Raw genomic sequence first — 22,624 nt, 5'->3', positions numbered from 1 at the left:
TCCTGTGGGGCGGGCGGCGGCGAACCGCCGCCCGCTCGGTACGTCCGGCACAGGCCATGGCTCAGCCCGCGAACTTGGCCGCCAGCTGCGGGGCCGAGACCACGGACACATCGGTGAACCGGGCGAGGACCCGGCCGTCAGGGGCACAGGCGGTGACGGTGAGCCGGGAGTCCGGGCCGTCGTGCCGCACCGGCTCCACCACGACGAGGAACGTCCCCGGCGAGGTCAGCGGCGCGTGCAGTTCCACTCCGCCGACGGCGAGCGGCAGCCCGGCGGCGGACCGGAAGCGGCGCACCCAGACCAGCGCGGCCTGGAGCAGCAGATCCGCGGGACCGGCCGCGTACCAGGAGGCGGCGGACGTCCCTACGGCCGTCGCGACGGGCTCGCACTCCAGCACCAGCCGCGCCTCCTCGTCGGCGAGCACGCGCCGCAGTCCGCGCAGCGCGGGTCCGTGGAAGAGCGTGCCGTCCTCGTACAGGCCGGCGGCGTCCGCGCCACCGCCCGGTGCGGGCAGTCCGGTCAGCGGGGCGGCCGGTGCCGGGGCGGGCCCGGTGAGCACGGTGGCGGCATAGTGCGGCCGGATCGCCCCGTCCTTCGTCACGGACCGGACGGCCACCGTCACCTCGCCGTCGGCCGGGGTCATCACCACACGGCACTCGTCGGGGCCGGTGCCGTCGAAGACGATCCCCTTGTGCACGGAGAAGTCGCGCAGCCGCACCGCGCGCCGCCCCTCGGCGTGCTCCACCGCGCCGAGCGCCCAGCCGATCGCCACGGCGGCCGGCAGCACCGGCACGGAGTCGATCTGGTGGTCGGTGACGAGCGGGGTGCCGGCCAGCTCCGTGAGCGACCGCCGTACGGTCGCCACGGCCGCCGGCGCCGGGCGCTCCCGCGAACTCAGCGGGGTCGTCGGGCCGAGCACCGTGACCGTGTCCGCGGCCCGCTCGGGCGCGAACTGCTCGGCGAACAGCCGGGCCCCCTCGGGCGCCTGGATGAGCGGGATGCCCCGCTCCTCGAACACCGCCTTGATCTGCGGGGACACCATGCCGCTGTCCCAGGCGCCCCAGTTCAGCGAGGTGACCCTGGCCCCCGGCAGCCGTCGGCGGGCGGACGCGGCCCAGGTGTTGAGGACCTCGTTGGCCATCGCGTAGTCCGACTGTCCCTGGTTGCCGAAGAATCCGGCCACCGACGAGAACAGCACGACGTGACGCAGACGTCCGGCGGGCAGCGCGGCCAGCACGGACCGCAGTCCGGCCAGCTTCGGGGCGAAGACCCGCTCGATCTCCGAGGCCTTCTTGTGGGCGATCAGCTGGTCCGCGAGGACCCCGGCGCCGTGCACCAGACCCGTGACCCGGTCCCGGTGCGGGGCGAGCGCGGCGGCCGTCGCGGCCTGGTCGGTGATGTCCACGGCGAGGTACTCGGCCTCGCTTCCGGCCGCGTGCAGCGCGTCGAGCGTGGCCCGGATCTCCCGGCCGCCCGTCACGTCCGCCGCGAGCCGACCCACCCTCTTCGGCGTCGGCTTCTCGCCGGACGCGGTGAGGGAGGCCGCGGCGGCCGCCTTCAGCCCGGCGTCGGGAACGCCGTGCGCCCAGTCGGGCTCCGCGTCGAGCGGGGTGCGGCCGAGCAGCAGCAGCCCCGGGCGGTGCCGTTCGGCCAGCTGGAGCAGGCAGGTGGCGGTGATGCCGCGCGCCCCGCCGGTGACGACCAGGAGGTCGTCGGAGGTCGGCGCGCCGACCTCGGGCAGCTCCTCGGTGAGCGGCCGCTCGGCCAGTGTCAGCCCCACCCGGCGTGTTCCGTCCAGGCCCACCTGCACCGGCTCCGGGGCCGAGTCGGCGGCCTCGTCCAGCAGCAGCGCGGCCCCGGTGGCGGCGTCGAGCGCGGGGTCGAGGTCGACCGCGCGGCAGAACAGGGCGGGCGCCTCCAGCGCCAGCGTCTTGACCAGGCCCGCCACTCCGCCGGCCGGAGCCAGCTCCTCGGCGACGCCGGTGAGTCCGAAGGCGCCGTCGAGGACGGTCGCGGTGAGGAAGGCGGCACGGCCGTGCTCGGCCGCCGAGGTCAGCGGTGCCACGACATGCCGTGCGAGAAGCAGCGAGTGGGCCAGCCGCCGGGTGCCTTCGGCCCATTCGGCGCGGGGCTGTGCGGTGACGTCGACGACCAGGGCGATGCGGTCGGCGAAGATCTCCTCGATCTGGGCGGCGAGTTCGGTGGTGCCCCAGCCGGTGAGGGCGTGGTCGTGTACGTCGTTCGAGCGCGCCGGGACTCCCGGCAGACGCAGGGTGTGCACCCGCCGGCCGGTGCCGGTGAGCCGTTCGACGAGCCGTGCGGCCAGCTGCGAGCCGTCGTCCACGACGAGGGCGCCGTGGTCCGGGTGGTAGGCGTCGAGCAGCGGGTCGGAAGCGGAGAGTTCGACGAGCGCGGCCTGCGCCCGTCCGATGCGGGAGGGTCGGTCGGACTCCGGTTCCGGCGGATGGTCCTCGGACGCCCCGGCGGAAGCGGCCTCCCGCCCGGCCGTGCGGGGCACACCCGCGCCCGCCACGAAGTCGACGATGTCGCCCAGTGTGCGCAGTTCGGCGAGTTGTTCGGGGCCGGCGGTGGTGGTGGTGTGGAAGCGTTCTTGGATGACGCCCATGATCTCGACGCGTTTGATGCTGTCGATGCCGAGGTCGGCTTCGACGTTCATGGTGAGGTCGAGCATGTCGGCGGGGTAGCCGGTCTTGTCGGCGACGACCTCGAGGAGGGTGGCGCGGACGGTGTCGGCGTCGGGGCCGGTGGCGACCGGGGCGGGTGCCTGGGCGGTGGTGCCGGCGATGAAGTCGACGATGTCGCCGAGTGTGCGCAGTTCGGCGAGTTGTTCGGGGCCGGCGGTGGTGGTGGTGTGGAAGCGTTCTTGGATGACGCCCATGATCTCGACGCGTTTGATGCTGTCGATGCCGAGGTCGGCTTCGACGTTCATGGTGAGGTCGAGCATGTCGGCGGGGTAGCCGGTCTTGTCCGCGACGACCTCCAGGAGGACCGAGCGGACCCGGCCGGCGTCCATCCCGGCGGCGGGTGCCGGAGCGGGCGCGGGTTCCGGAGCGGGCGCCTGGGCCGGTGCGGGCGTCCAGGTCGCGGGCAGGGCGGGGGCCACCGCCGGTTCCGGGAGGGGAAGGGGCGTCGGCGCGGGGAGCGCGGGCTCCTGGGCCACGGGTGCCGATGCGGGAAGCGCCGGCGCCGACGCGACCGGCGCCGCCTCGGCGCCGAGCTCCAGGGAGGCCAGCCGGCCCAGCACCTCGTTGGCGCGGACATGGGTGCGGCCGATCGCCAGCCCGTGCTCCTTGACCGAGCTGATCCCGGGCAGCACATGGTCCAGCCTGCCCTCGTCGTCCGCCCGCTCCAGCAGCCGGGTCAGCCGCTCGGCGCTCTGCAACTGGCCGTTCAGATACTCGTCGTGGAGGGACAGATGGTCCGAGATGAGCTCGGTGAGTCGGTCGCTCGGCATGGGTGTGTTCTCCTGGGCGGTGCGGGGATGGTCCGGTTCCGGAACAACGGCCGGCAGCCGGGAGACGGCGGCTTCGGGAGCCGCCTGCGGTGACGGCGCCGGCGGCGGGGGAGCCACGACGACGGGCGCCGGTGCGGCGGGCAGGGCCACCTTGTAGCCGCTTGCCAGCACGTCCTGGTACGCCGCACGCCGCTCGGGGGACACGTAGTTGATGCCGTTGAGCATCACCGTCATGCCCTTGGCCGGGACCTCCTGCTCCGCCTCGGCCGCGTAACGGTCGCTCGTGGCCAGGGGCAGACCCAGGACCGCGAGCCGTGCGACGGCCTGCTTGAGCGTCAGGTCCGCGTCCCGGCCGGCGCCGCCGTCCAGCGACACGGCGGTGTGCGGGCGTCCGCGCAGGATCCGCCCCACCAGCCCGGCGAGCACCGTGCCCGGCCCGAACTCGACGAAGACGCGGAACCCGTCGGCGTACATCTCCTCCACCCGTGCGGCGAACTCCACGGGATGGATGAGCTGTTCGGCGAGCACCCGGCGGTTTCCGGCGACGTCCGCGCCGTAGTCCGCGCCCGATGTGTTGGCGTAGACCCTGCCGTTCGGAGCGGCCATCTCGGCGGCCTCCACCGCCGTACGGAAGTCGTCGACCGCGTGGGCCACGAACGGGGTGTGGAAGGCGGCGGACACCGGCAGCCGGCGGGCCCGCACGCCCGCGCTCTCCGCGTCCGCGAGCAGCAGCTCGATCTCCGCCGTCGCGCCGCCCACAACGATCTGGTCCGGCGCGTTGCGGTTGCAGACCAGCAGGCCCTCGCGCCGCGCCAGCAGCTCGGCGACCCGCTCCTCCGGCGCGAACACCGCCGCCATCGTGCCGGTGTCGTCCGCCTGCCCGGACGCCGGTGACATGGCGCTGCCGCGGGCCCGCGCCAGCCGGTGCAGGGTGTCCTCGTCGTAGACCCCGGCGGCGTACAGCGCGGTCAGCTCGCCGAAGCTGTGGCCGAGGAAACCCTGTGCCGCGAAGCCGAGTTCGGTCAGATACCGGAAGTGGCCGGCCGACAGCGCGCCGATCGCCGGCTGCGCGTAGGCGGTGGCCCGCAGGGCCGTCTCCTGCGCGGCGCGGCCGGCCTCGTCGACCAGCGGCGGCGGGAACGCCACCCGCGACAGCGGGGTGTCCTCCGGATAGTGGCGGTTGGCACGGTCGAAGGAGGAACGCAGGGGCGGCAGCGCCAGTACGGCGCTCAGTCCCGGCGCCACATACTGACTGCCCTGGCCCGCGAAGAGCGCGCCCACCCGGCCGGTCGCGCCGGCCGAGCGGCGGTAGTGGACGCCCTTGGGGTGGGCCCACTCCGACTCCCCGGCCCGGGACCGCAGTTCACCGATCGCGATCTCCCGCAGCGCGCGGGCGTCGTCCTCGCCCCGGGCGGCGAAGGCGACACGGGCGTGCCCCTCGGGCACCGGCCCCCCGGTGGGCGCCGCACCCGAGGCCAGCGCGTCGGCGAGGGCCGTCGGGTCGGCGGCGTGCCACAGGTGCACCCTGGCCACCGGGAACCGCACCGCGACGTCGTCGCCGTCGCCGTACTCCTCGAGCACGGCGTGGAAGTTGGTGCCGCCGAAGCCGAACGCGGACACCGCCGCACGGCGGTTGGGCCGCTTCGGGTCGCGGATCCACGGCCGGGTCGCGGAGTTGACGTAGAACGGGCTGTTCGGGCCGAACGCGGCACCCGCCCGGTTGACGTTGATGGTGGGGGGCAGAACCTTGTGCTGCAGGGCGAGCGCCAGCTTGATCAGCCCGGCCGCGCCGGCCGCCGCCTTGGTGTGCCCGATCTGGGACTTGACGCTGCCGATGGCCGCGTACTCCCGCTCCCCGCCGTCCTTGCCGATCACCTCGGTGAGCGCGCCGATCTCGGTGGCGTCGCCGACCGCCGTGCCGGTGCCGTGCGCCTCGAACAGCTCGATGCTGTCCGGGGACACGTCGGCGTCCCGGTAGGCGCGGTTCAGCGCCACCATCTGGCCTTCCTTGCGCGGCGCGTAGATGGACTTGAAACGCCCGTCGCTGGAGGTCCCCAGACCCCGCAGCACCGCGTAGATCCGATTGCCGTCGCGCTCGGCGTCGGCCAGCCGGCGCAGGGCCAGCATGCCGATGCCCTCACCGATCAGCGTGCCGTCCGCCTCGCCGTCGAACGGCCGGATGACACCCGACTTCGACAACGCGGGGGTCTTGCTGAAGCACAGGTACATGAAGATCGTGTTCTCGGCGTCGCACCCGCCGGCCAGCATGGTGTCGGCCCGGCCCTCCAGCAGTTCGCTGACGGCGGTGCGGACGGCGCCCAGCGAACTGGCGCAGGCGGCGTCGATCGTCATGTTGATCCCGCCGAGGTCGAACCGGTTGGCGATCCGGCCCGCGACGACGTTGCCGAGCATGCCGGGGAAGGAGTTCTCCTCCCACGGGGCGTACGCCATACGGAACTTGGCGGCGATCTCCTCCGCGTCCCGGTCCGAGAGACCGCAGCTGCGGACCACTTCCTTCAGCACTGGGCTCTGCAGCCGGGCGGTGAGCGGCTGGGTCAGCTGGTTGGCGCCGGTGATGCCGAGCACCACACCGGTGCGCGAGGCGTCGTACCACTCCCGCTCCGCGCCCGCGTCCTTCAGCAGGTCGCGCGTGACGACCAGGCTGAGCAACTGCAGTACGTCGGTGACCTCGAGCGTGTTGGGCGGCAGCCCGAACTCGAGTGGATTGAACGGGACATCGGGGATGAAGCCGCCGCGCTTGGCGTACGTCTTGTCGGGCGCCGAGGGGTCGGGGTCGTAGAACTCGCCGACGTCCCAGTGGGTCGCCGGCACCTCCGTCGTGCAGTCGGCCGCCGAGACGACGTTGGACCAGTACTCCTGGAGGTTGCGCGCCTGTGGATAGAGCGCGGAGAGGCCGACGATGGCGATCGGGTCGCGGGCCAGTCGTCGGTCGAGGGTGCGTTGCTGTGATTCGTTCACGGCGAGGGCCTCCGGGTCGAGACGAGGTGCGCCGGCCGGAGGGGCGGTACCAGTCCGGCTATGGCCTGCGAGGCGTCCGGGCGGATCAGCATCGTGTAGTGGTCGCCGGGCGCCGAGTGGGCGGAGATCCCGCGGCCGGCCAGCTCCTCCCAGCCGAGCGTGGGGTCCGTGGGGATGAGACTGTCGCCGGCCTTGATCTGGACCAGCGGGACGGTGGCGGGTGCCGGCCGGTAGGGGGCCGTCAGCCGGTTGTTGCGCAGCAGCCCCGCCGTATAGGCCTCGAAGAGCTTGCGCACACCGGACAGCGGCGTCCCGGGCGGCAGCGCGCCCGCGCCGATCGCGTCCGCGAGCAGCACGGTGAGCGCGGCCTCGGCGTCCGCACCGTCCGGTACGGGGCTCGGACGGACCTCGGCGCCGCGCCGGGCGCCCAGGAACATCGCGAACCAGCGCAGCACCAGCGAGGGGTCGATCTCGTCGCCCTCGGTGTGCTGGTAGGCGTCCGTGGGAGCGATGCTGTCCAGCAGCACCACGCTCAGCGGCCGCTCCCGCGGCTCCAGCCGTTCGGCCAGGCCGTGGGCGAGCACACCGCCGAAGGACCAGCCCACCAGCACGGTGCCGGCGTCGTCCGCACCGGTGCGGTCGCGGTCGGCGCGGTAGGCGGTGATCAGCAGGTCGATGAGGTGGTCGATGGTCAGCCGGGAGCTCTCCGGCGCGAGTGCCGCCTCCCCGTACTCGGGCACCGCGCCCAGGTCCAGTACGGCGAACCCGGTCTCCGGCGGCAGCGCCGCGGACAGGCCGGTCCACAGGCCGACGGGCAGGGCACCGGGGTGCACCGCGTAGACGGTGCCCGCGCCGGGGGCGGCGTCCCGGTGCCGTAACAGCAGCTTCGGCGGTGACGTCGCGTCAGGCCGTCGCGCCATGCCGCGCACTCTCCTCGGCTATGTGCGCCGACAGGGCCTCGATGGTCGGGTGGTACCACAGCGCCGTGGTGCCCAGCTCGAAGCCGAGCCAGCTCTCCATCTCGCCGGCGATGATCAGCGCCTCCGTACTGTCCATGTCGAGCTCGTCGAAATACTGGCCCGGAGGAATGGCCGAGGGCTGCTCACCGAGCCGCTCCGCGATCTTGTCGATCAGCCACTTTTGCACCTCGTCGGCCGTGACCTTGCCCATGACCCGTTCCTTTCTCGTGCCTATACGTACGCGTGCACTCCGGGCGTGCCGTTTCGCGCATGCCGGAGTGGGCGGGTTTCTGCGGGAGAACAAAGAGCGGTCAGGCCGCCGCTCGCAGTTTCGGAGCGTAGGTAGGCAGATAGCCTTCGCGCAACTCAATCGCGGGCTATGCGACGGGGGTGGGTAAGGCGCCGGAATGACCCCGTGAACAGCATGTCTACCGAGGTCAGGGCGGTGCCGTACGACTTCGGCGGCCGACGGGCCGACTTCGCCCGCCGGATTTTCGCGGGCGGGACCCGACCCAGCCTTGGTCACGGCTCAGTTGCCGTGTCAGCGCGCCGTCAGAATCGCCTCAGTGCGGCGTCCGACGGCTCTCCTATCGTGAGCGGTGTTCCGTGGGACACATTTCAGGGTCGCCGTCCCACCTGTTCCTCCCGTCCCGGGACTTTCCTGTAAAGCGGCCTCTCGTAAAGGGCGAATTTCAATTCTGTACATCCCGTGATCGATTCCTTCTCACCAAGAGTGGACAAGGACCGAAATGCCGACCGACATCGAACAGATTTGGGCGGTCACGGCTCGCCAGGGGGAACTGCGGGCCATCGACTCCGCGCTGACGGACCGCGGCGGAATCCTGCTCACCGGCACCACCGGTGTGGGCAAGACACGCCTGCTCGCCGCCTCCCTGCAACGTGCCGCGGCCGAGGGCCGCACCGTCGTGGCGGTCGGTGGGGCGGGTGGTCCCGAGACCGGCTGCGCGGAGAACTTCTGCTCGCTCGCCGAGTGCCTGGACCGGCTGGAGTCCGTACGCCGGCACAGCGATCCGGCGCGGCGCACCGTCGTCGGGTTCGACGACGCCCACCTCGTGGACGAGCCGGCCGCCCACCGGCTGTACCGGCTGACCGCGTCCGGGCGGGTGGCGGTCGCCGCCACCGCCCGCCGCGACGCCGCGCTGCCCGCCGGGGTGGACAAGCTCTGGGTGGAGCGCCTCGTGGAACGCCTGGAGGTACTGCCGTTCGCCCAGGACGTGGTCAGCTCGATCCTGCGCAGCCGGGTCGGCGGGCCCGTGGACTCACCCACCCTGGAACGGCTGTGGGCCACCACCCGGGGCAACGCCCTGATCCTGCACGAACTCGTCGAGTACGCGCTGGCGGACGGCTCGCTGCGCCGCGTCGACGGACGCTGGCACTGGGACGGGCTCCCGGCGCGGCCGCCCGAGCGGCTGGCCGACATCGTCTGCCTCCGGCTGCGCGACCTGACACCCGGGGAGCAGGAACTGGTGAACGTGCTGGCCGTGGTCGGGCAGGTGGAGTACGGGCTCGCCGAACGCCTCGGACTGGCCCGCGCGGCGGAGACGCTCGACGAACGCGGGCTCGTGCAGATCGAGTACAGCGGGCGCCGGGTCGGCATCCGGCTGACCGAACCGCTCACCGGGGCGGTCGTCGCGGACCGGATGTCCGGGCTGACCGCCCAGCGGCTGCGGCTGCAGCTCGCCGACGCCATCGAGGCGACGGGGGCGCGGCGGGAGGACGACGTGGTCCGCATGGCCACCCTGCGGATGGCGGCCGGCCGTGTCCCGGAGCCGTCGGTACTCCTCGCGGCAGCCCGCACCGCGGCCCACCGCCGCGACTTCCCCCTCGCGGAACGCCTGTGCCGCGCGGTACTGGGCGACAGCCCCGCACCCGCGTCGGAGGCGCCCGGCGCCTCCCGCGCCCTCCCGCCGGCTTCCTCCGCCCCCGCGACAGCGTTGTCGACGGGCGACGACGTCGCGAGCGCCGGGGTGGTCCCCGGCGAGGAGCCGCACGAGCCCCCGGCCGGCGGTAGTGCTCCCGGCACGGGCGCCGGTGACGGGGCCTCACGCCGGATGCCGGCCGGTGGCCGGTCGGCCGGGGTGTCCCTGCCGGTCACCGGTGGCGGGAGGAGCGGGCCGGCGGATGCCGGGAGCGGTCCGGTGTCGGCCGGTGGCGGGACGCGCGGACCGGTCGGGAGTGGTCCGGTGTCGGCCGGCGGCCCGTCGGCGGGCGGGGGTGCTGCCGGGCGGGGGGCCGATGGTGACGCTTCGGCGGTCGTGTCGGCCGGTGGACGGTCGGTTGCGGGCGGGCCCGTGGGCGGCGGAGCTTCCGGGGAGGGCGAGCCGTGCCCGATTCACGGGGCGGACGCGCCCGCCGCGGGCGTGACCACCGCCGATGCCGCCCGTGCCGCGCTCCTGCTGGGGCGCGCGCTGGCCGGGCAGGGGCGGCACCGGGAGGCCGAGGAGGTCTTCGCGGGGGCTCACGCCGGGCGGACGGAGGACGTCACACGCGCGGTGCCGCGCGACGAGCTGATCACCGCCGTACGCGACCGGGCCGACAACGCCGCCTGGGGACTGGGCCGCGGCGTTGACGCCGCCGCCGTCGTGGACGCCCTGCCCGACGGGCTCGGCGCCCAGGGCACCGGCGTACGCCACGGTTTCCACGCGGTCCTGGCGCTGCTCGCCGACCGCCCGGAGGACGCCGTGCGCACCGGCCGCGCCCTCCTGCCGGGGGAGCCGCCCGACTCCGCCGTGGTGCAGCACCTGCTGCCCCCCACCGCCTTCGCGCTGAGCGAGCTCGGCCGGCCCGCCGAGGCGCTGGCCCTGATCGACCGTCACGCCCACGACCTCGCCGGCTGGCACGACGACGCCCGCCTGCGCTGCCTGGTCGTGACCGCGCGCTGTGCCTTCGCCCAGGGCGACCTCGGCCGGGTCGTGAAGGCCCTCGAGGAGACCGGCCGCTTCGCCACCCGCGGCGACGACCTCCGCCAGCTCCAGCTGGCCCTGCTCCGCTCCCGTCTGCTGCGGCTGCTCGGCAGGCCCGCCGAGGCGGTCACCCTGCTGCGCGGCGCCAGCGCCCTGCGCGTACGCCGCGACTGGCTCGGTACCCCCTCCTGGACCCTGGCCCAGCTCGCCGGGGCGCTCGCCGAGGCGGGCAGGCCCACCGAGGCGCTGCAGACCCTGGTCGAGGCCCAGGCCGCCCGGCGGGACGCCCCCGCCTACCCGCTCGCCGACGACGCCCTGCTCCTGGAGCACGCCCTGGTGCTCGCCCACACCGGCGACCGGTCCGGTGCGGCCTGCCGGGCCCTGGAGGTCGTCCAGCGGGCCGCCGCCCGCCCGGCGACCGCGCTGACGGCACTGCACCTGGCCGTGCGGGTCGCCGACGCGCCGCGCGCCGCCGTCCGTGCGGCCACCCTGGCCGCGGGCGCCAACTCGGAACTGATGCGGCTCCAGGCCGACCACGTCGCCGCGCTGACCCGCTCGGACGGCGAGGCCCTCGAGGACGTCTCGTCCCGCTTCCGCACCATGGGCGCGGTCGCCCCGGCGGCCGAGGCGGCGGCACAGGCCGCGGAGGTGTACCGCAAGGACGGCCGGCGCCGGGCGAGCCGGCTGGCCCGTGCCGCGAGCGCCCGGCTCCTCGCGGAGTCGGGTTGCGCGCTGGTCCCGTGGGCGGCCCCCCGGGAGCACCGGCAGCCGGACCGCACCGCCCCCCTGACCAGCCGCGAACGCGAGGTCGCCGCCCTCGCCGCCGGCGGCCTGTCCAACCGGGACATCGCCGAGCGCCTGGTCGTCTCGGTCCGTACGGTCGAGAACCACCTGTACCGGGTGTACGAGAAACTCGGCATCACCGCCCGCTCCGACCTGGGCGGCGCGCTCCAGGGCCCGACCCGCGACGTGCTGGGCCGGGCGGCCTGAGGGGTCCGCCGGACCGGGACGTCGCCGCGTGAGCGACCCGGGACCGTCGGACCGGGAGTTCGCCGAGTGCCCGGCGGGTCCCGCGCGCGGTCTCGTGGCTCGGTAGGACCCGGGATCACGGCCCCGCTCCGGCCGGGGCGGCGTGCTCCGGGGCCCGGCCCGCGGCGTGCCGGGCCGGGCCGGGTGGGGGCCCTGTCCGACCGGGACGTCGCCGAGTGAGTGGTCCGGTACCGGGATCACGAGGGACCCGGGATCACGGCCCCGCCCCGGCCGGGGCGGGGTACTGCGGGGCCCGGCCCGTGACGCACCGGGCCGGGCCCCGTGGGCAGGGCGTCGCCGCCCTGCCCGTCAGCCGGCCGCCACCAGGGACGGGGCGCGCAGCCCCGCGATCAGCCGGCCCAGTTCGAGGGTCTGGGTGCGGTTCAGCCGGGGGTCGCAGGCCGACTCGTAGCGGGAGCCGAGGTCGGCCGGGCGCACGCCCGCGCTCCACACCGCGCCCGAGCCGCCGCCCAGGCACTCCGTCACCTCCGCGCCCGTCATCTCCAGATGGACACCGCCCGGATGCGTACCGAGCGAGCGGTGCACCTCGAAGAAGCCGGCGATCTCCTCGTACACGTCGTCGAAGTACCGTGTCTTGCGGCCGTTCACGCGCACGGTGTTGCCGTGCATCGGGTCGCACACCCAGACGACCGGCACGCCCGCGTCGGCGACCGCGCCGACCAGCTCCGGCAGCACCCGGCGTACCGTGCCCGCGCCGGTGCGCACGATGAACGTCAGCCGGCCGGGCACCGCGCCGGGGTTGAGCAGCCGGGCGAGCCGCAGCAGGTCGTCCGGGCGGGCGCCGGGGCCGATCTTCACCGCGACGGGGTTGGCGATCCGGGACAGGAACGCGATGTGCGCCCCGTCCGGCTCCCGGGTACGCTCCCCCGCCCACAGCAGATGCCCGGAGCCCGCGTACGCGCGCCGCGTGCGGGAGTCCTCCCGGGCCAGCGGCAGTTCGTAGTCCATCAGCAGCGCCTCGTGGGACACGAAGACGTCCCGCGCGGCCGGCCCCGGCACCGGACGGTCGGCGATCAGCCGCAGCGTGGTGGCGGCGGCCTCGTACGCGCGCAGCATGCGCCGGGGATCGGGGGTGCGGTCCTGCTCCGTGAAGGCCACGCCGTTGACCGCGTCACCGCGATACGCCGGCAGGGTGAGCCCCCGTACCGTCTCCAGCGGGCTGGAGCGCGGCTTGGCGTACTGCCCGGCGAGGCGCCCGACCGTCACCACCGGCAGGCCGAAGGCCCGTTCCAGGGTGCCGGCCAGCCGCGACAGCGTCTCCACGGTGCCGTGCACGGCCGCCGGTGTGGCCCGCTCGATCATCTCGGCGCAGTCGCCGCCCTGGAGCAGGAAGGCCCGCCCCCGCGCGACCTCGCCGAGCAGCGCGGCCAGCCGGTCGCTGTCGTCCGGGCGTACGAGCGGGGGCAGACCGGCCAGCCGCTCCCGGACGCGGGTCACCTCGCCGGGGTCGGGCCACTGCGGTTGCTGACCGGCTGCGCGTGCGGCGGCCGGTGGTGGCACGGGGGACTGCGGTACGGACATCACGCCGGGACTCCCTGGTCGGGCGAGGGACGGACGGGGGCGAGCAGGCCGGTGAGCAGTTCACCCAGGACACGGTCACCGTTCCTGGTCATCACCGACGCCGGATGGAACTGCACGGAACAGAACCCGGGACCGCGCAGCGCGTGCACCTCACCGCTCGGCGCGTCCCGCGCGATACGGACCGTGCCGGGACGCACCGGGGCGCTGGGCATCTCGTCGGCGCCGGCGACCGCGGTGAACGAGTTGTAGAAATAGACCAGTTCACGCGCGCCGAAGATGTCGACGGCACGCTGCACACCCTGGTTGGGCACCGGGCGGCGCACCAGGTCCAGGCCGAGCGTCCGGCTCAGCACCTGATGGCCGAGGCAGACGGAGAGGAACGGCGTGTCCTGCTCCAGGAGTTGACCGGTGACCTCGTACAGGATGTCGATCTTCGCGTGCCCGCGGTCGCGGGGATCACCGGGCCCCGGCCCCACGACGACGAGGTCCGGCCCCTGCAGCGCGTAGTCCTCGTCGTACCGCCGTACCCGTACGTCGCAGCCCAGGGAGCGCAGCAGGGTGGCGCCCATGGCGGTGAAGTGGTCCTCGGCGTCGATGATCAGGACATCGAGCCCCTCCAGCGCCGGCCACCGGCTGGCGCGCGCTCCCGGATCGGTCAGCCAGAACGGCGCCAGCGGCTCATTGCGCCGCACCAACGCCTCCCGTACGGGCGGAAGTTGTGCCAGCCGGCCGTCCGCGGCGGCGGGCGGGGCGGTGTCCTCGTCCGCCGTGCCGGCGACGGCCGCCAGCAGCCCCGCCGCCTTGGCTCGGGTCTCGGCGGCCTCGGCCATCGGGTCGGAGTCGCGCACCAGCGTCGCGCCCACCCCCAGCCGCAGCGCACCCGCCCGGTCGATGTCCATGGTGCGGATCAGGATCGCCGAGTCCATGACCCGCTCGCCCGCGCTGCGGCCCACCAGGGCGGCCACGCCCGAGTAGTAGCCGCGCCCGCCGGGCTCGAACCGGGCGATCACCGAACAGGCGCTCTCCAGCGGACTCCCGGTCACGGTCGGCGCCAGCAGCGTACGGCGCAGGATCTCGCGCGGATCGAGGCCCGTACGGCCCTCGATGAAGTACTCGGTGTGCGCGATGTGCGGCATCATGCGCAGCCGCGGACCCAGGACCCGGCCGCCGTCCGCGCAGACCGCGCTCATCATCTTCAGCTCCTCGTCGACGACCATGAAGAGCTCGTTGGTCTCCTTGTCGTCGGCGAGGAACTCCAGCAGCCCCTCCGCCTCCGGCCCCTCCTCGGGGTAGCGGTAGGTGCCGCTGATCGGGTTCATCACCGCCCGCCCGGAGTCCAGGGACACATGCCGCTCCGGGCTCGCGCCGACCAGCGTGCGGTCGCCGAGGTGGACCAGGAACGTCCAGTGCTGTCCGGACGTACGGCGCAGCAGCCGCCCGTAGTAGGCCAGCGCGGCCGGCACCGACCAGCCCGCGAGCCGGGCCGCGTAGTCGCGGCGCAGTACGAAGTTGGCGCCCGCCCCGGTGGCGATCTCCTCGTCCAGGACCCGGCGCACCGTCTCGGCGTACCGGCGGTCGTCCTGCGCGAAACCGCCGTCCTCCAGGCGCAGCGGATGGTCGGCGGACCGGGGGAGCGCGGTGAGCACCTCGGTCAGCGGGACCGACTCCTGCTCGGCGATCCGCAGTCCGGCCAGCGGCGTACCGTCGTCGACGTGGTCGAAGCCCCGCTCGCCGATCTGCCGGTGCGGGACCAGGGCGAGCAGCTCGAACCCGTCGCCGCCGGACTCCTCCAGCGGGAGACCGGCCAGCGTCTCGTACGAGTCGACAGGCCCCGCCAGGACGTCGATCCGGTCCGCCGCCCCCGACTCGGGGCGGTGCAGCAGGGCGAACGGGCCGTCGTACGAGCCGTCCGCGATCCGGCGCAGCAGGGAGGAACCCGCGCCCGCGCTCACGACCGTGCCCCCGCCGGCTCGGCGTCCGCCACCCGGCTGCCGTCCAGCGCGGCCACCAGGCCGTCGGTCGGCAGCACCATCGCGCACCGCGCCGCCATGTAGGACAGTGCCAGGCGGTGGTGGCCCCGGGAGAAGTCCGCGGTGGCGTCGCCCGCGACGAAGGTCTGGACGCCGTGCGCGAATCCGTCGGAGGCGGTCAGCAGCACGCCCACATGGGCGTAGATCCCGCACAGCACCATCTGGTCGCGGCCCGAGGCGCGCAACAGTTGGAGCAGCTCCCCGCCGTGGTAGGCGCTGGCCCGCCACTTGGTGAGCACGTTGTCGCCCTCATCGGGCACCAACTCGTCCACGACCGCCCGGTCTTCGGGGTCCGCGCTCATGCCGGGGCCCCAGAAGTCGGCGAGCAGCCCGCGCTCGTCGGGGCTCATGCCGCCCGGCTGGGCGGTGTAGAGGACCGGGACACCCGCGTGGACGGCGGCCTCACGCAACGCGACGGTGTGCCGGACGAGTTCGGTGCGCGGCGACCGGAACGCGGGCAGCTTCTCCACGAAGAAGCGCTGCATGTCGTGGATCAGCAGCACGGCCCGGTCCGGGTCCAGGACCCACCCGGCGGTGTTCCGCGGCAACTCGGCGGCGGTGGGCATGGCATGGGGGACGATCTCGGGAACGGCAGCCTGCGTCATGGTGTGCCCTTCTGGGTCTTCGAGCGTCTGGGAGCCGGGCCGCGGCCGCCGGCGGCACCGGCGGACGCGGCCCGGACCACGGCGGACGGCTCACACGCCGAGCGTGGCGCCGCCGTCGACCGTGAGGTCCTGCAGAGTGATGTGGCCGGCCCGCTCGGAGAGCAGGAACAGCACCGCCTGGGCCACGTCGTGCGGGCGGGCCAGCCGCCCCGTGGGGATGCCGACGCGGTACGCCTCCGGGGCGCCCTCGATCGACGGGCGGCCCGCGTCCTCGCCCTCCCACAGGGAGGTCAGCATCGGTGTGTCGGTGGAGCCGGGCGCGACCACGTTGCAGCGGACACCGGTGCCGGCGAGCTCCAGCCCGAGGCACTTGGTGAACGCCTGCGCCGCCGCCTTGGACGCCGCGTAGGCGGCCATCCCGGTACGGGCGGTACGGGCGGCGTTGGAGGTGACGGTGACGATCGCCCCGAAGCCGCGCGGCGCCATCCGGGCGGCCACGGCACGGCTCATCAGATAGACGCCGGTGGCGTTCACCGCCAGGGTGTCGTCCCAGTCCCGCTCGGTCAGTCCGGCCACCGGCCCGGGGCGCAGGATGCCGGCCGCGTTGACGAGGTGGGTGATGGGCCCGAGGCCCTCCTCCACCCGTTCGACCGCCGCGGCCACCTCGCCGCCGTCCGAGACGTCCGCCGGCACGGCCAGCAGCCGCGGTTCCGAGGCGTCCGGATCGGCCGCGGCCTCCTTGCGCAGCCGCTCGGCGAGCTCCTCGAGCGCCGCCCCGTCCCGGTCGACCAGGGCGACGGCCGCCCGGTGCCGCACGAGCTGGGCGACGATCTCCGCGCCGATGCCGCCGGCGGCGCCGGTCACCACGGCGACCCGGCCGTCCAGGCCCAGCCCGTCCTGGTCCGCCGCGTGTGTGAGTACGGTCATCGGGCCGCCCCCGTACCGGCGCCGCGCCGCGTGGTGCGGGCGAACACCTCGTCGATCCTCTCCCCGGGCACCTTCAGACAGCGCTCCGAGTAGGAACGCAGCGCCGTCTCGTAGCCGGCCAGCAGCTCCTCCTCGTCGAAGCCGGTGGCCCGGCCCGACTCCACCAGCACCCGGCCGCCGACGACGACCGTGTCGACGTCGCCGGAGCCGCCCACCGCGAGGAAGGCCTCCAGCGGGCGGGGCGTGTGCACATACCGCCAGTCCTCCAACGGGACCATCACCAGGTCCGCCTGCTTGCCGGGAGCGAGGCTGCCGATCTCCTCCTCCCAGCGCAGTCCGCGCGCGGCGATCCGCGTGCCCATCGCCAGGGCGTCGGTGGGCCGCACCAGGGTCGGGTCGGCGTACATCTCGTTGTGGGTCTGCCAGGCGGCCCGCATCTGCTCGGGCATCCCGGGGAAGACCAGCGGCTGCCCGTCGGTGGACAGCGACACGTCGAGGCCCTCGCGGCGCAGCTCCGGGATCAGCCGGGTCTCCGTCATCGCGGACTCGCCGGCCGGCCCGTACTTGGCGGGGGAGTGGCTCAGATGGACCCCCGCCTCCAGCAGCATCCGCCGTTCCTCGTCGTCGGCGAACCCGGTGTGGATGGACATCAGCCGCTCGTCCAGCAGGCCGAGCGCGGCGAACCGGCGCACCGGCGTGGCACCGAAGTACTTCCGCACGAACTCGCCCTCGTGGCGCTGGGCGCCGATGTGCGAGGCGAACCCGGTGTCGTGGCCCCGTACGATCTCGGCCAGCCCGCGCCCGAGTTCGTCGGTCATGTTGGTGCCGTAGACGGCGGTGGGCCGGGCCCGCAGCAGTCCCGTGCCGTCGGCCGCGCACGTCTTGACCAGCGCCTCGATCTCCGCCAGCACGGCGTCAGTGTCACGGCTGCGGATGAACGCGCTCTCCCCGGGCCGGCACACGGCGTCCGTGGCCCAGGTGCTCACCGAACAGCGCATGCCCAGCCATACGGCGGCGGCCGCCAGCGCCTCGGGACGGTTGACCGAGCCGACGTCGCCGAGGGTGGTGACACCCGCCCGCAGCTGCGTCCACATCGAGTAGCGGGCGATGGCCTCACCCTCGTCGGGGGTGAGCCCGGCGATGAGGTCGTGGAAGGAGTCGAAGACGGCGGAGATACGGTGCATGTCGCCACCGTTGCCGAGGAACCCGGCCTGGTCGCCGCGGTCGTCGGCGGGCCGCATGGCCCCGTTGAACGGCAGCCGGGTGGAGAACAGTTCGTGCCAGTGCGCGTTGACGAAGCCGGGCAGCACCAGCATCCGGCGGGCGTCCACGGTGCGCAGCGCCGCCCGCTGCTCCGGCGGCAGCGCGGTGACGGCGGCGTCCACCTCGGCCACCGTGCCGACGGCGGTGATCCGGCCGTCGACGGCCAGCAGCGACCCCTCGGTCAGCACCCGCTCGCTGTCGTCGGCCGTGCACAGGTGGGCGCCGCGCACCAGCAGCGGCTCGGGCGCGTTCACGCGGCACCTCCGGTCGTCTCGGACCGCGCCCTGGCCTCGGCGAGGGAGCGGCTGAAGCCGGCCACGGTCGGGTCGGCGAGCAGGGAGTCGAAGTCCACGGGGAAGCCGCCGCGCCGCCAGCGGCTGCTCAGCCGCATGACTTCGAGCGAACCGAGCCCCAGCAGGATCAGGTTGGCGTCGTCCGGGATCTCCCCCGGCGCGGTACCGAGGAGCTTCGCGACGGCGTCACGCACCTGGGTGCGCAGCTCCTGGTCCCCGGTCGATGTACTGGTGTCCATGGGCGGTACGGGCCTTCCTTCGGTCGTGGGATGACAGGGCGCGGCGGCGGTGCTCAGCCCGTACGCTCGCGGGCGGGCACGAACGCCCCCGCCTCGGCCGGGGTCTCGCCGCGCAGCAGCGCCGCCAGCGCCTTCTTGTCCGTCTTGCCGAGACCGGTCAGGGGCAGTTCCTCGAGGTACACGAGCCGGTCGGGCAGCTTGTACTCGGCGAGCCCGCGCGCCTGCATGGCCCGCTTCAGGTCCGGCAGCAGCATCTCCTCGGCGCCCTCGGCCCGCACCAGGCACGCACAGGTCCGCTCGCCCAGGAAGTCGTCGGGCACCGGGACGACGGCCGCGCGGGCCACCCCGTCCAGCGCCTGGAGGTGCTCCTCGACCTCGGCCGCGGACACCTTGTCGCCGCCGCGGATGATGACGTCCTTGATCCGGCCCTCGATGACGAGGTTGCCGTCCTCGGTCAGCCTGGCCAGGTCGCCGCTGCGGTAGAAGCCGTCCTCGGTGAAGGCGCGGGCGTTGTGCTCGGGCGCGCGGTAGTAGCCCTGGAGGGTGTACGGGCCGCGGGCGAGGAGCTCGCCGATCCCGCCCGCCGGCAGCTCCTTGCCGTCCTCGTCCACGATGCGGATCTCGTCCGCGGCCGAGATGGGCCGCCCCTGGGTGGCGAGCACCGTCTCCGCCGGGTCGTCGTCCCTGGTGAAGGTGCACAGCCCCTCCGCCATCCCGAAGACCTGCTGGAGACGGCAGTCGAACGTGGGCTGGATCTGCTCGGCGATGTTGCGGTGCAGCTTGGCGCTGCCGATCTGCACCGTGCGCAGGCTCGACAGATCGTCGGTGAGCCATTCGGCGCCCTCGAGCCACAGCTGGACGACGCTGGGCACCACGGAGGTGACGGTGACCCGTTCGGCCGCGATGAGCGGGAAGCAGGTCTCCGGCGTCGGGTCCTCCGCGAACACCACCGTGCCGCCGGCCCGCAGCGTGCCCACGACGCCGGGGCAGCCCCAGGTGAAGTTGAACGCCACCGGCAGGGTGGCGAGATAGACGTCCCGCTCGGTCAGCGCGGTCGCCGAACCGGCGGCCCGCACCTGGTAGGTGTAGTCGTCGTGGGTACGCGGGATCAGCTTGGGCAGCGCGGTCGTGCCACCGGACAGCAGGAAGAACGCCACGTCCGACGGATCGAGCACCGGGAAGGGGCCGGCCGCCTCCGGGTCGCCGTCCACCTCGGACAGCGGTACGACGGCATCGTCCGCCGTACCGGACGGGTCGTCCCCGCACACGAACAGATGCCGCAGCGTGGGCACTTCACCCCGGATACGACGGGCGAGAGCGGCGTGGTCGAAGCCCCGCAGCAGCCCCGGATGCACATAGCCGACGGCCCCGGACAGCTCGCACAGATGGCGGATCTCGACGTCCCGGTGCGCGGGCAGCGAGAAGACGGGCCGGGCGCCGACGGTGAACAGGGCGAAGCACACCCGGACGAAGTCCGGTGTGTTCGGCAGCTGGACCACGATCCGGTCGCCGTCGCCGATGCCCCGGTCCCGGAAGCCGGCGGCGAGCCGCCGGACCTCCCGCTCCAGCTCGGCGTAGCTGATCCGTCGTCCCGCGCCGACCAGGGCGGTCTTCGGGCCGTGGGTGCGCGCGGCGTCCGCGAGGAGCCGTACCAGGCTCTCGCCCCGCCAGTACCCCTCACGGCGGTAGCGCTCGGCGCGGTCGGCCGGCCAGGCGGTGCAGTGCTCCAGCATCACGCCTCCCCGCCCGACGTCACCGCGCGCTGCTCGGCCGTCGGCTCCGCGGTGATCTCCAGTACGGCGCACCCGGCCTCCATGCCGGTGGCGGCGCCGATGAGCATCACGTGGTCGCCGGGGCCGACCTCGCCGTCCAGCCACAGCCGTTCCAGGGCGATGACGAAGTCGCTGACCCCGGTGTGGCCGATCCGCCGGCAGATCTCCCAGGTGCCCTGCTCCAGGCTGACGCCGAGCGGCTCCAGGAACATGGTGAGCAGCGGGTCCTCGTTGAAGCCGACGTGGCAGAAGCGGCGGATGTCGGACAGCGCGACACCGGCCTCGGCGGCGGTGCGCTCGGCGATCGCCGCGACCTGGTCGCCGAAGTGCCCGATGGGCGGCTTCACCCCGGAAGCCCACTGCTTGCGCCAGTACTGGACGCGGGAGTCGAAGTCCAGCGGGATGCCCGCGGTGACGCTCGGCGGCAGCAGCGCCTCGCCGCCCCGGTGCAGGGCCTCCATGCGCGGGTCCGACAGCGAGCCGACGGCGAGCACCTTGGCGAAGCCGGGCCGCCGCGACACCACGAGGGAGGAGCCGGCGTCCCCGAACAGGAACAGCTTGGAGGAGGTCCACCGGTCGACCATCGGGGTGGAGAAGTTGTCCCCGGTGGTGAGCAGGACGCTGTCCGGGCCCGTGCCGCCGGTGTAGCGGTCCAGGGACAGCCGGCAGGCGGCGGCCTCCAGGCCGGCCACCATGCCCAGGCAGCCCTGCCGGATCTCCATCGCCGGGATGTTCCGCTCGAGGGTGTTCAGCAGTACGTAGTGCGGGGCCGACCAGCCGTCGGGCCCCTGGTGGTAGGCGCTGCTGTGCAGCAGCGCGGCGAAGTCGTCGGGCTGCTGCCCGGATCGTGCCAGTGCCGTACGCGCGGCGCGGATCGCCATGTCCGGCGCCGGCACGGTGTCCTCGACGGCGACGGACTCGATGCCCGACGCCTCCCGGACTCCGGCGTCGAGACGGCCTTCCTTGACCGCCACGTCGGTCGGCACGAGCTCGGGAACGTAGCAGCCCACGCCCGCCAGATGAATGTCCTCGACCTTCACCCCGGCCCCTCTCCTCTTGGCTGTGTGCACACGGTGGATGCCGGTCAGCACACCATCCGGGCAGGGGGGCCCACCTGAGTAGCAGTCACTCAGCTTCACCCGGCGCCCGCCCCGGACAGCGCCCCTTCGGGTGTGCGACGCGACCGCGGGGGGATGAGTGGCGCGCACTCACGAGGTCCCGCTCCCCGGCTGCTGTGCTGGCCCGACAGGCGTGGGCGACGTCCCGAGGAGGCACCCGCCATGACAGTGACCAGGCCGCAGATCGGTGACTGGAAGAGCATCGAGGAACTGCGCGCGCTCCAGGAACGGCAGTTGACGCCGCTCCTCGCCCGCGCCGCCCGTTCCCCCTTCTACCGGGCCCGCGAGAGCGGCCGCTCGGCCCCCGCCACCCCGGCCGACCTGCGCTCCCTGGAGCCGACGAGCAAACAGGACCTGCGCGACGCGTACCCGTTCGGGCTGCTCGCGGTGAACCGTACGGAACTTGCCACTTACCACGAGTCGAGCGGCTCGGCGGGGCAGCCCACGGCCTCCTACTACACCGAGGGCGACTGGGCGGACCTCGCGGAGCGCTACGCCCGCAAGTGGGTCGGCATCGAGCCGAGCGACGTCTTCCTGGTCCGCACGCCCTACGCCCTCATGATCACGGGCCATCTGGCGCAGGCCGCGGCCCGCTCGAAGGGCGCGACCGTGGTCCCCGCCGACAGCCGCTCCGCGGCGACGCCCGCGGCCCGTACGGTACGGCTGCTGCACCGCCTGGGTGTCACGCTGACGTGGTCCAACCCGACGGAGGCCCTGCTGTGGGCGGCGGCGGCGCGGGCGGCGGGCCTGGACCCGGCGACCGATTTCCCCTCCCTGCGCGCCCTGTTCGTCGGCGGCGAGCCGCTGTCCCCGGCCCGGCGGGCCCGTATCGGCGCGCTGTGGAACGCCCCCGTCGTCGAGGAGTACGGCTCCACGGAGACGGGGACACTGGCCGGGCAGTGCCCGCAGGGCCGGCTGCATCTGTGGGCGGACCGGGTGCTGTGCGAGGTCCTCGACCCGTCGAGCGGCAAGCTGTCGGAGGAGGGCCGGGGGCGGCTGGTGGTGACCCCGCTGTACCGCGAGGCGATGCCGCTGCTGCGGTACAACCTCGACGACGAGGTGGAGGTGGAGTACACGGACTGCGCCTGCGGGTGGCGGCTGCCGGTGGTGCGGGTGCTGGGGCGGGGCGGGTTCGCGTGGCCGGTGGGTACGGGGACGGTGGATCAGCAGCAGGTGGAGGACCTGGTGTTCGGGTTGCCGGCGTCGGACGGCGTGCTGTTCTGGCGGGCGCGGGCGGGGCGGGACCTGCTGCACATCCAGGTGGAGTCGGAGGCGGCGGGGGTGGAGCGGAGGCTCACGGAGGCGGTGACCCGCACGCTTGGTGTGCCGTGCCGGGTGGAGGCGCTGGCGCCGGGCTCCCTGGTACCGACGTCGGTACTGACGTCGAACCCCGACGCACTGAAGCCGCGCGGCCTCTTCGGCCCGGAGGAGGACTGGGCCCAGGCCCTCCTGTACTACTGACCTCGCCG

13 protein-coding genes are annotated in these 22,624 nt (G+C 74.2%); 2 read left to right on the top strand and 11 right to left on the bottom strand.

All coding sequences use genetic code 11. The annotated features are described in order from the left end of the window. Positions 1–61: 61 nt before the first annotated feature. The 3 genes from ACGFR9_RS04035 to ACGFR9_RS04025 are packed head-to-tail and all read right to left on the bottom strand — an operon-like array spanning position 62 to position 7,624. On the bottom strand, positions 62–6,454 hold the full coding sequence (locus ACGFR9_RS04035) for an SDR family NAD(P)-dependent oxidoreductase (protein ID WP_393202681.1): 6,393 nt from the start codon (positions 6,452–6,454) through the stop codon (positions 62–64). Next, on the bottom strand, positions 6,451–7,374 hold the full coding sequence (locus ACGFR9_RS04030) for a thioesterase domain-containing protein (RefSeq protein ID WP_393202679.1): 924 nt from the start codon (positions 7,372–7,374) through the stop codon (positions 6,451–6,453). The genes ACGFR9_RS04035 and ACGFR9_RS04030 overlap by 4 nt, the downstream gene beginning before the upstream one ends. Next, complete coding sequence (locus tag ACGFR9_RS04025; protein WP_030213124.1) at positions 7,358–7,624, bottom strand: acyl carrier protein; 267 nt, start codon at positions 7,622–7,624, stop codon at positions 7,358–7,360. The genes ACGFR9_RS04030 and ACGFR9_RS04025 overlap by 17 nt, the downstream gene beginning before the upstream one ends. Before the next feature lie 538 nt (positions 7,625–8,162). On the opposite strand from ACGFR9_RS04025, the gene ACGFR9_RS04020 reads away from it, so the two are divergent. Beyond that, positions 8,163–11,327 carry a LuxR C-terminal-related transcriptional regulator gene (locus ACGFR9_RS04020; RefSeq protein WP_393202677.1) on the top strand — a complete coding sequence of 1,055 codons (3,165 nt, stop codon included), beginning with the start codon at positions 8,163–8,165 and terminating at the stop codon, positions 11,325–11,327. A 348-nt stretch (positions 11,328–11,675) separates the two neighbouring features. Here ACGFR9_RS04020 and ACGFR9_RS04015 read toward each other — a convergent pair whose 3' ends face one another. The 8 genes from ACGFR9_RS04015 to ACGFR9_RS03980 all read right to left on the bottom strand — a co-directional run bounded on the left by ACGFR9_RS04015 (position 11,676) and on the right by ACGFR9_RS03980 (position 21,077). Then, positions 11,676–12,908, bottom strand: a complete 1,233-nt coding sequence (locus tag ACGFR9_RS04015; protein WP_393202675.1) for a 3-deoxy-7-phosphoheptulonate synthase — start codon at positions 12,906–12,908, stop codon at positions 11,676–11,678. Beyond that, positions 12,908–14,860, bottom strand: coding sequence for an anthranilate synthase family protein (locus ACGFR9_RS04010; RefSeq protein ID WP_393202673.1), 1,953 nt, complete (start codon positions 14,858–14,860; stop codon positions 12,908–12,910). The genes ACGFR9_RS04015 and ACGFR9_RS04010 overlap by 1 nt, the downstream gene beginning before the upstream one ends. Continuing rightward, on the bottom strand, positions 14,857–15,543 hold the full coding sequence (locus ACGFR9_RS04005) for an isochorismatase family protein (RefSeq protein ID WP_393202671.1): 687 nt from the start codon (positions 15,541–15,543) through the stop codon (positions 14,857–14,859). Before ACGFR9_RS04005 ends, ACGFR9_RS04010 begins: the two co-directional genes overlap by 4 nt. Positions 15,544–15,633: 90 nt before the next feature. Beyond that, complete coding sequence (locus ACGFR9_RS04000; RefSeq protein WP_393202669.1) at positions 15,634–16,470, bottom strand: 2,3-dihydro-2,3-dihydroxybenzoate dehydrogenase; 837 nt, start codon at positions 16,468–16,470, stop codon at positions 15,634–15,636. Continuing rightward, on the bottom strand, positions 16,467–17,987 hold the full coding sequence (locus tag ACGFR9_RS03995; RefSeq protein ID WP_393202667.1) for an amidohydrolase family protein: 1,521 nt from the start codon (positions 17,985–17,987) through the stop codon (positions 16,467–16,469). Before ACGFR9_RS03995 ends, ACGFR9_RS04000 begins: the two co-directional genes overlap by 4 nt. Further along, positions 17,984–18,265: a phosphopantetheine-binding protein gene (locus tag ACGFR9_RS03990; protein WP_030213108.1), complete on the bottom strand. Its 282-nt coding sequence runs from the start codon at positions 18,263–18,265 to the stop codon at positions 17,984–17,986. Before ACGFR9_RS03990 ends, ACGFR9_RS03995 begins: the two co-directional genes overlap by 4 nt. A 53-nt stretch (positions 18,266–18,318) precedes the next feature. After that, a complete protein-coding gene (locus tag ACGFR9_RS03985) occupies positions 18,319–19,998 on the bottom strand; it encodes a (2,3-dihydroxybenzoyl)adenylate synthase (protein WP_393202665.1) in 1,680 nt (559 codons plus the stop codon). Next, entirely contained in the window at positions 19,998–21,077 is a 1,080-nt protein-coding gene (locus tag ACGFR9_RS03980; protein WP_030213102.1) for a ketoacyl-ACP synthase III family protein, read from the bottom strand. The genes ACGFR9_RS03985 and ACGFR9_RS03980 overlap by 1 nt, the downstream gene beginning before the upstream one ends. A 240-nt stretch (positions 21,078–21,317) precedes the next feature. Between ACGFR9_RS03980 and ACGFR9_RS03975 the strand changes: the two genes are divergently transcribed. Next, positions 21,318–22,616 (top strand): phenylacetate--CoA ligase family protein, encoded by a 1,299-nt coding sequence (locus ACGFR9_RS03975; protein ID WP_393202663.1) that lies wholly within the window; start codon positions 21,318–21,320, stop codon positions 22,614–22,616. The last annotated feature ends 8 nt before the right edge of the window (positions 22,617–22,624 follow it).

The sequence above is a fragment of the Streptomyces sp. NPDC048584 genome (assembly GCF_043199595.1).
Lineage (GTDB): Bacteria > Actinomycetota > Actinomycetes > Streptomycetales > Streptomycetaceae > Streptomyces > Streptomyces edwardsiae.
Note: the sequence above shows the minus strand (reverse complement) of the source record. Positions and strands in the feature narration are given on the sequence as shown.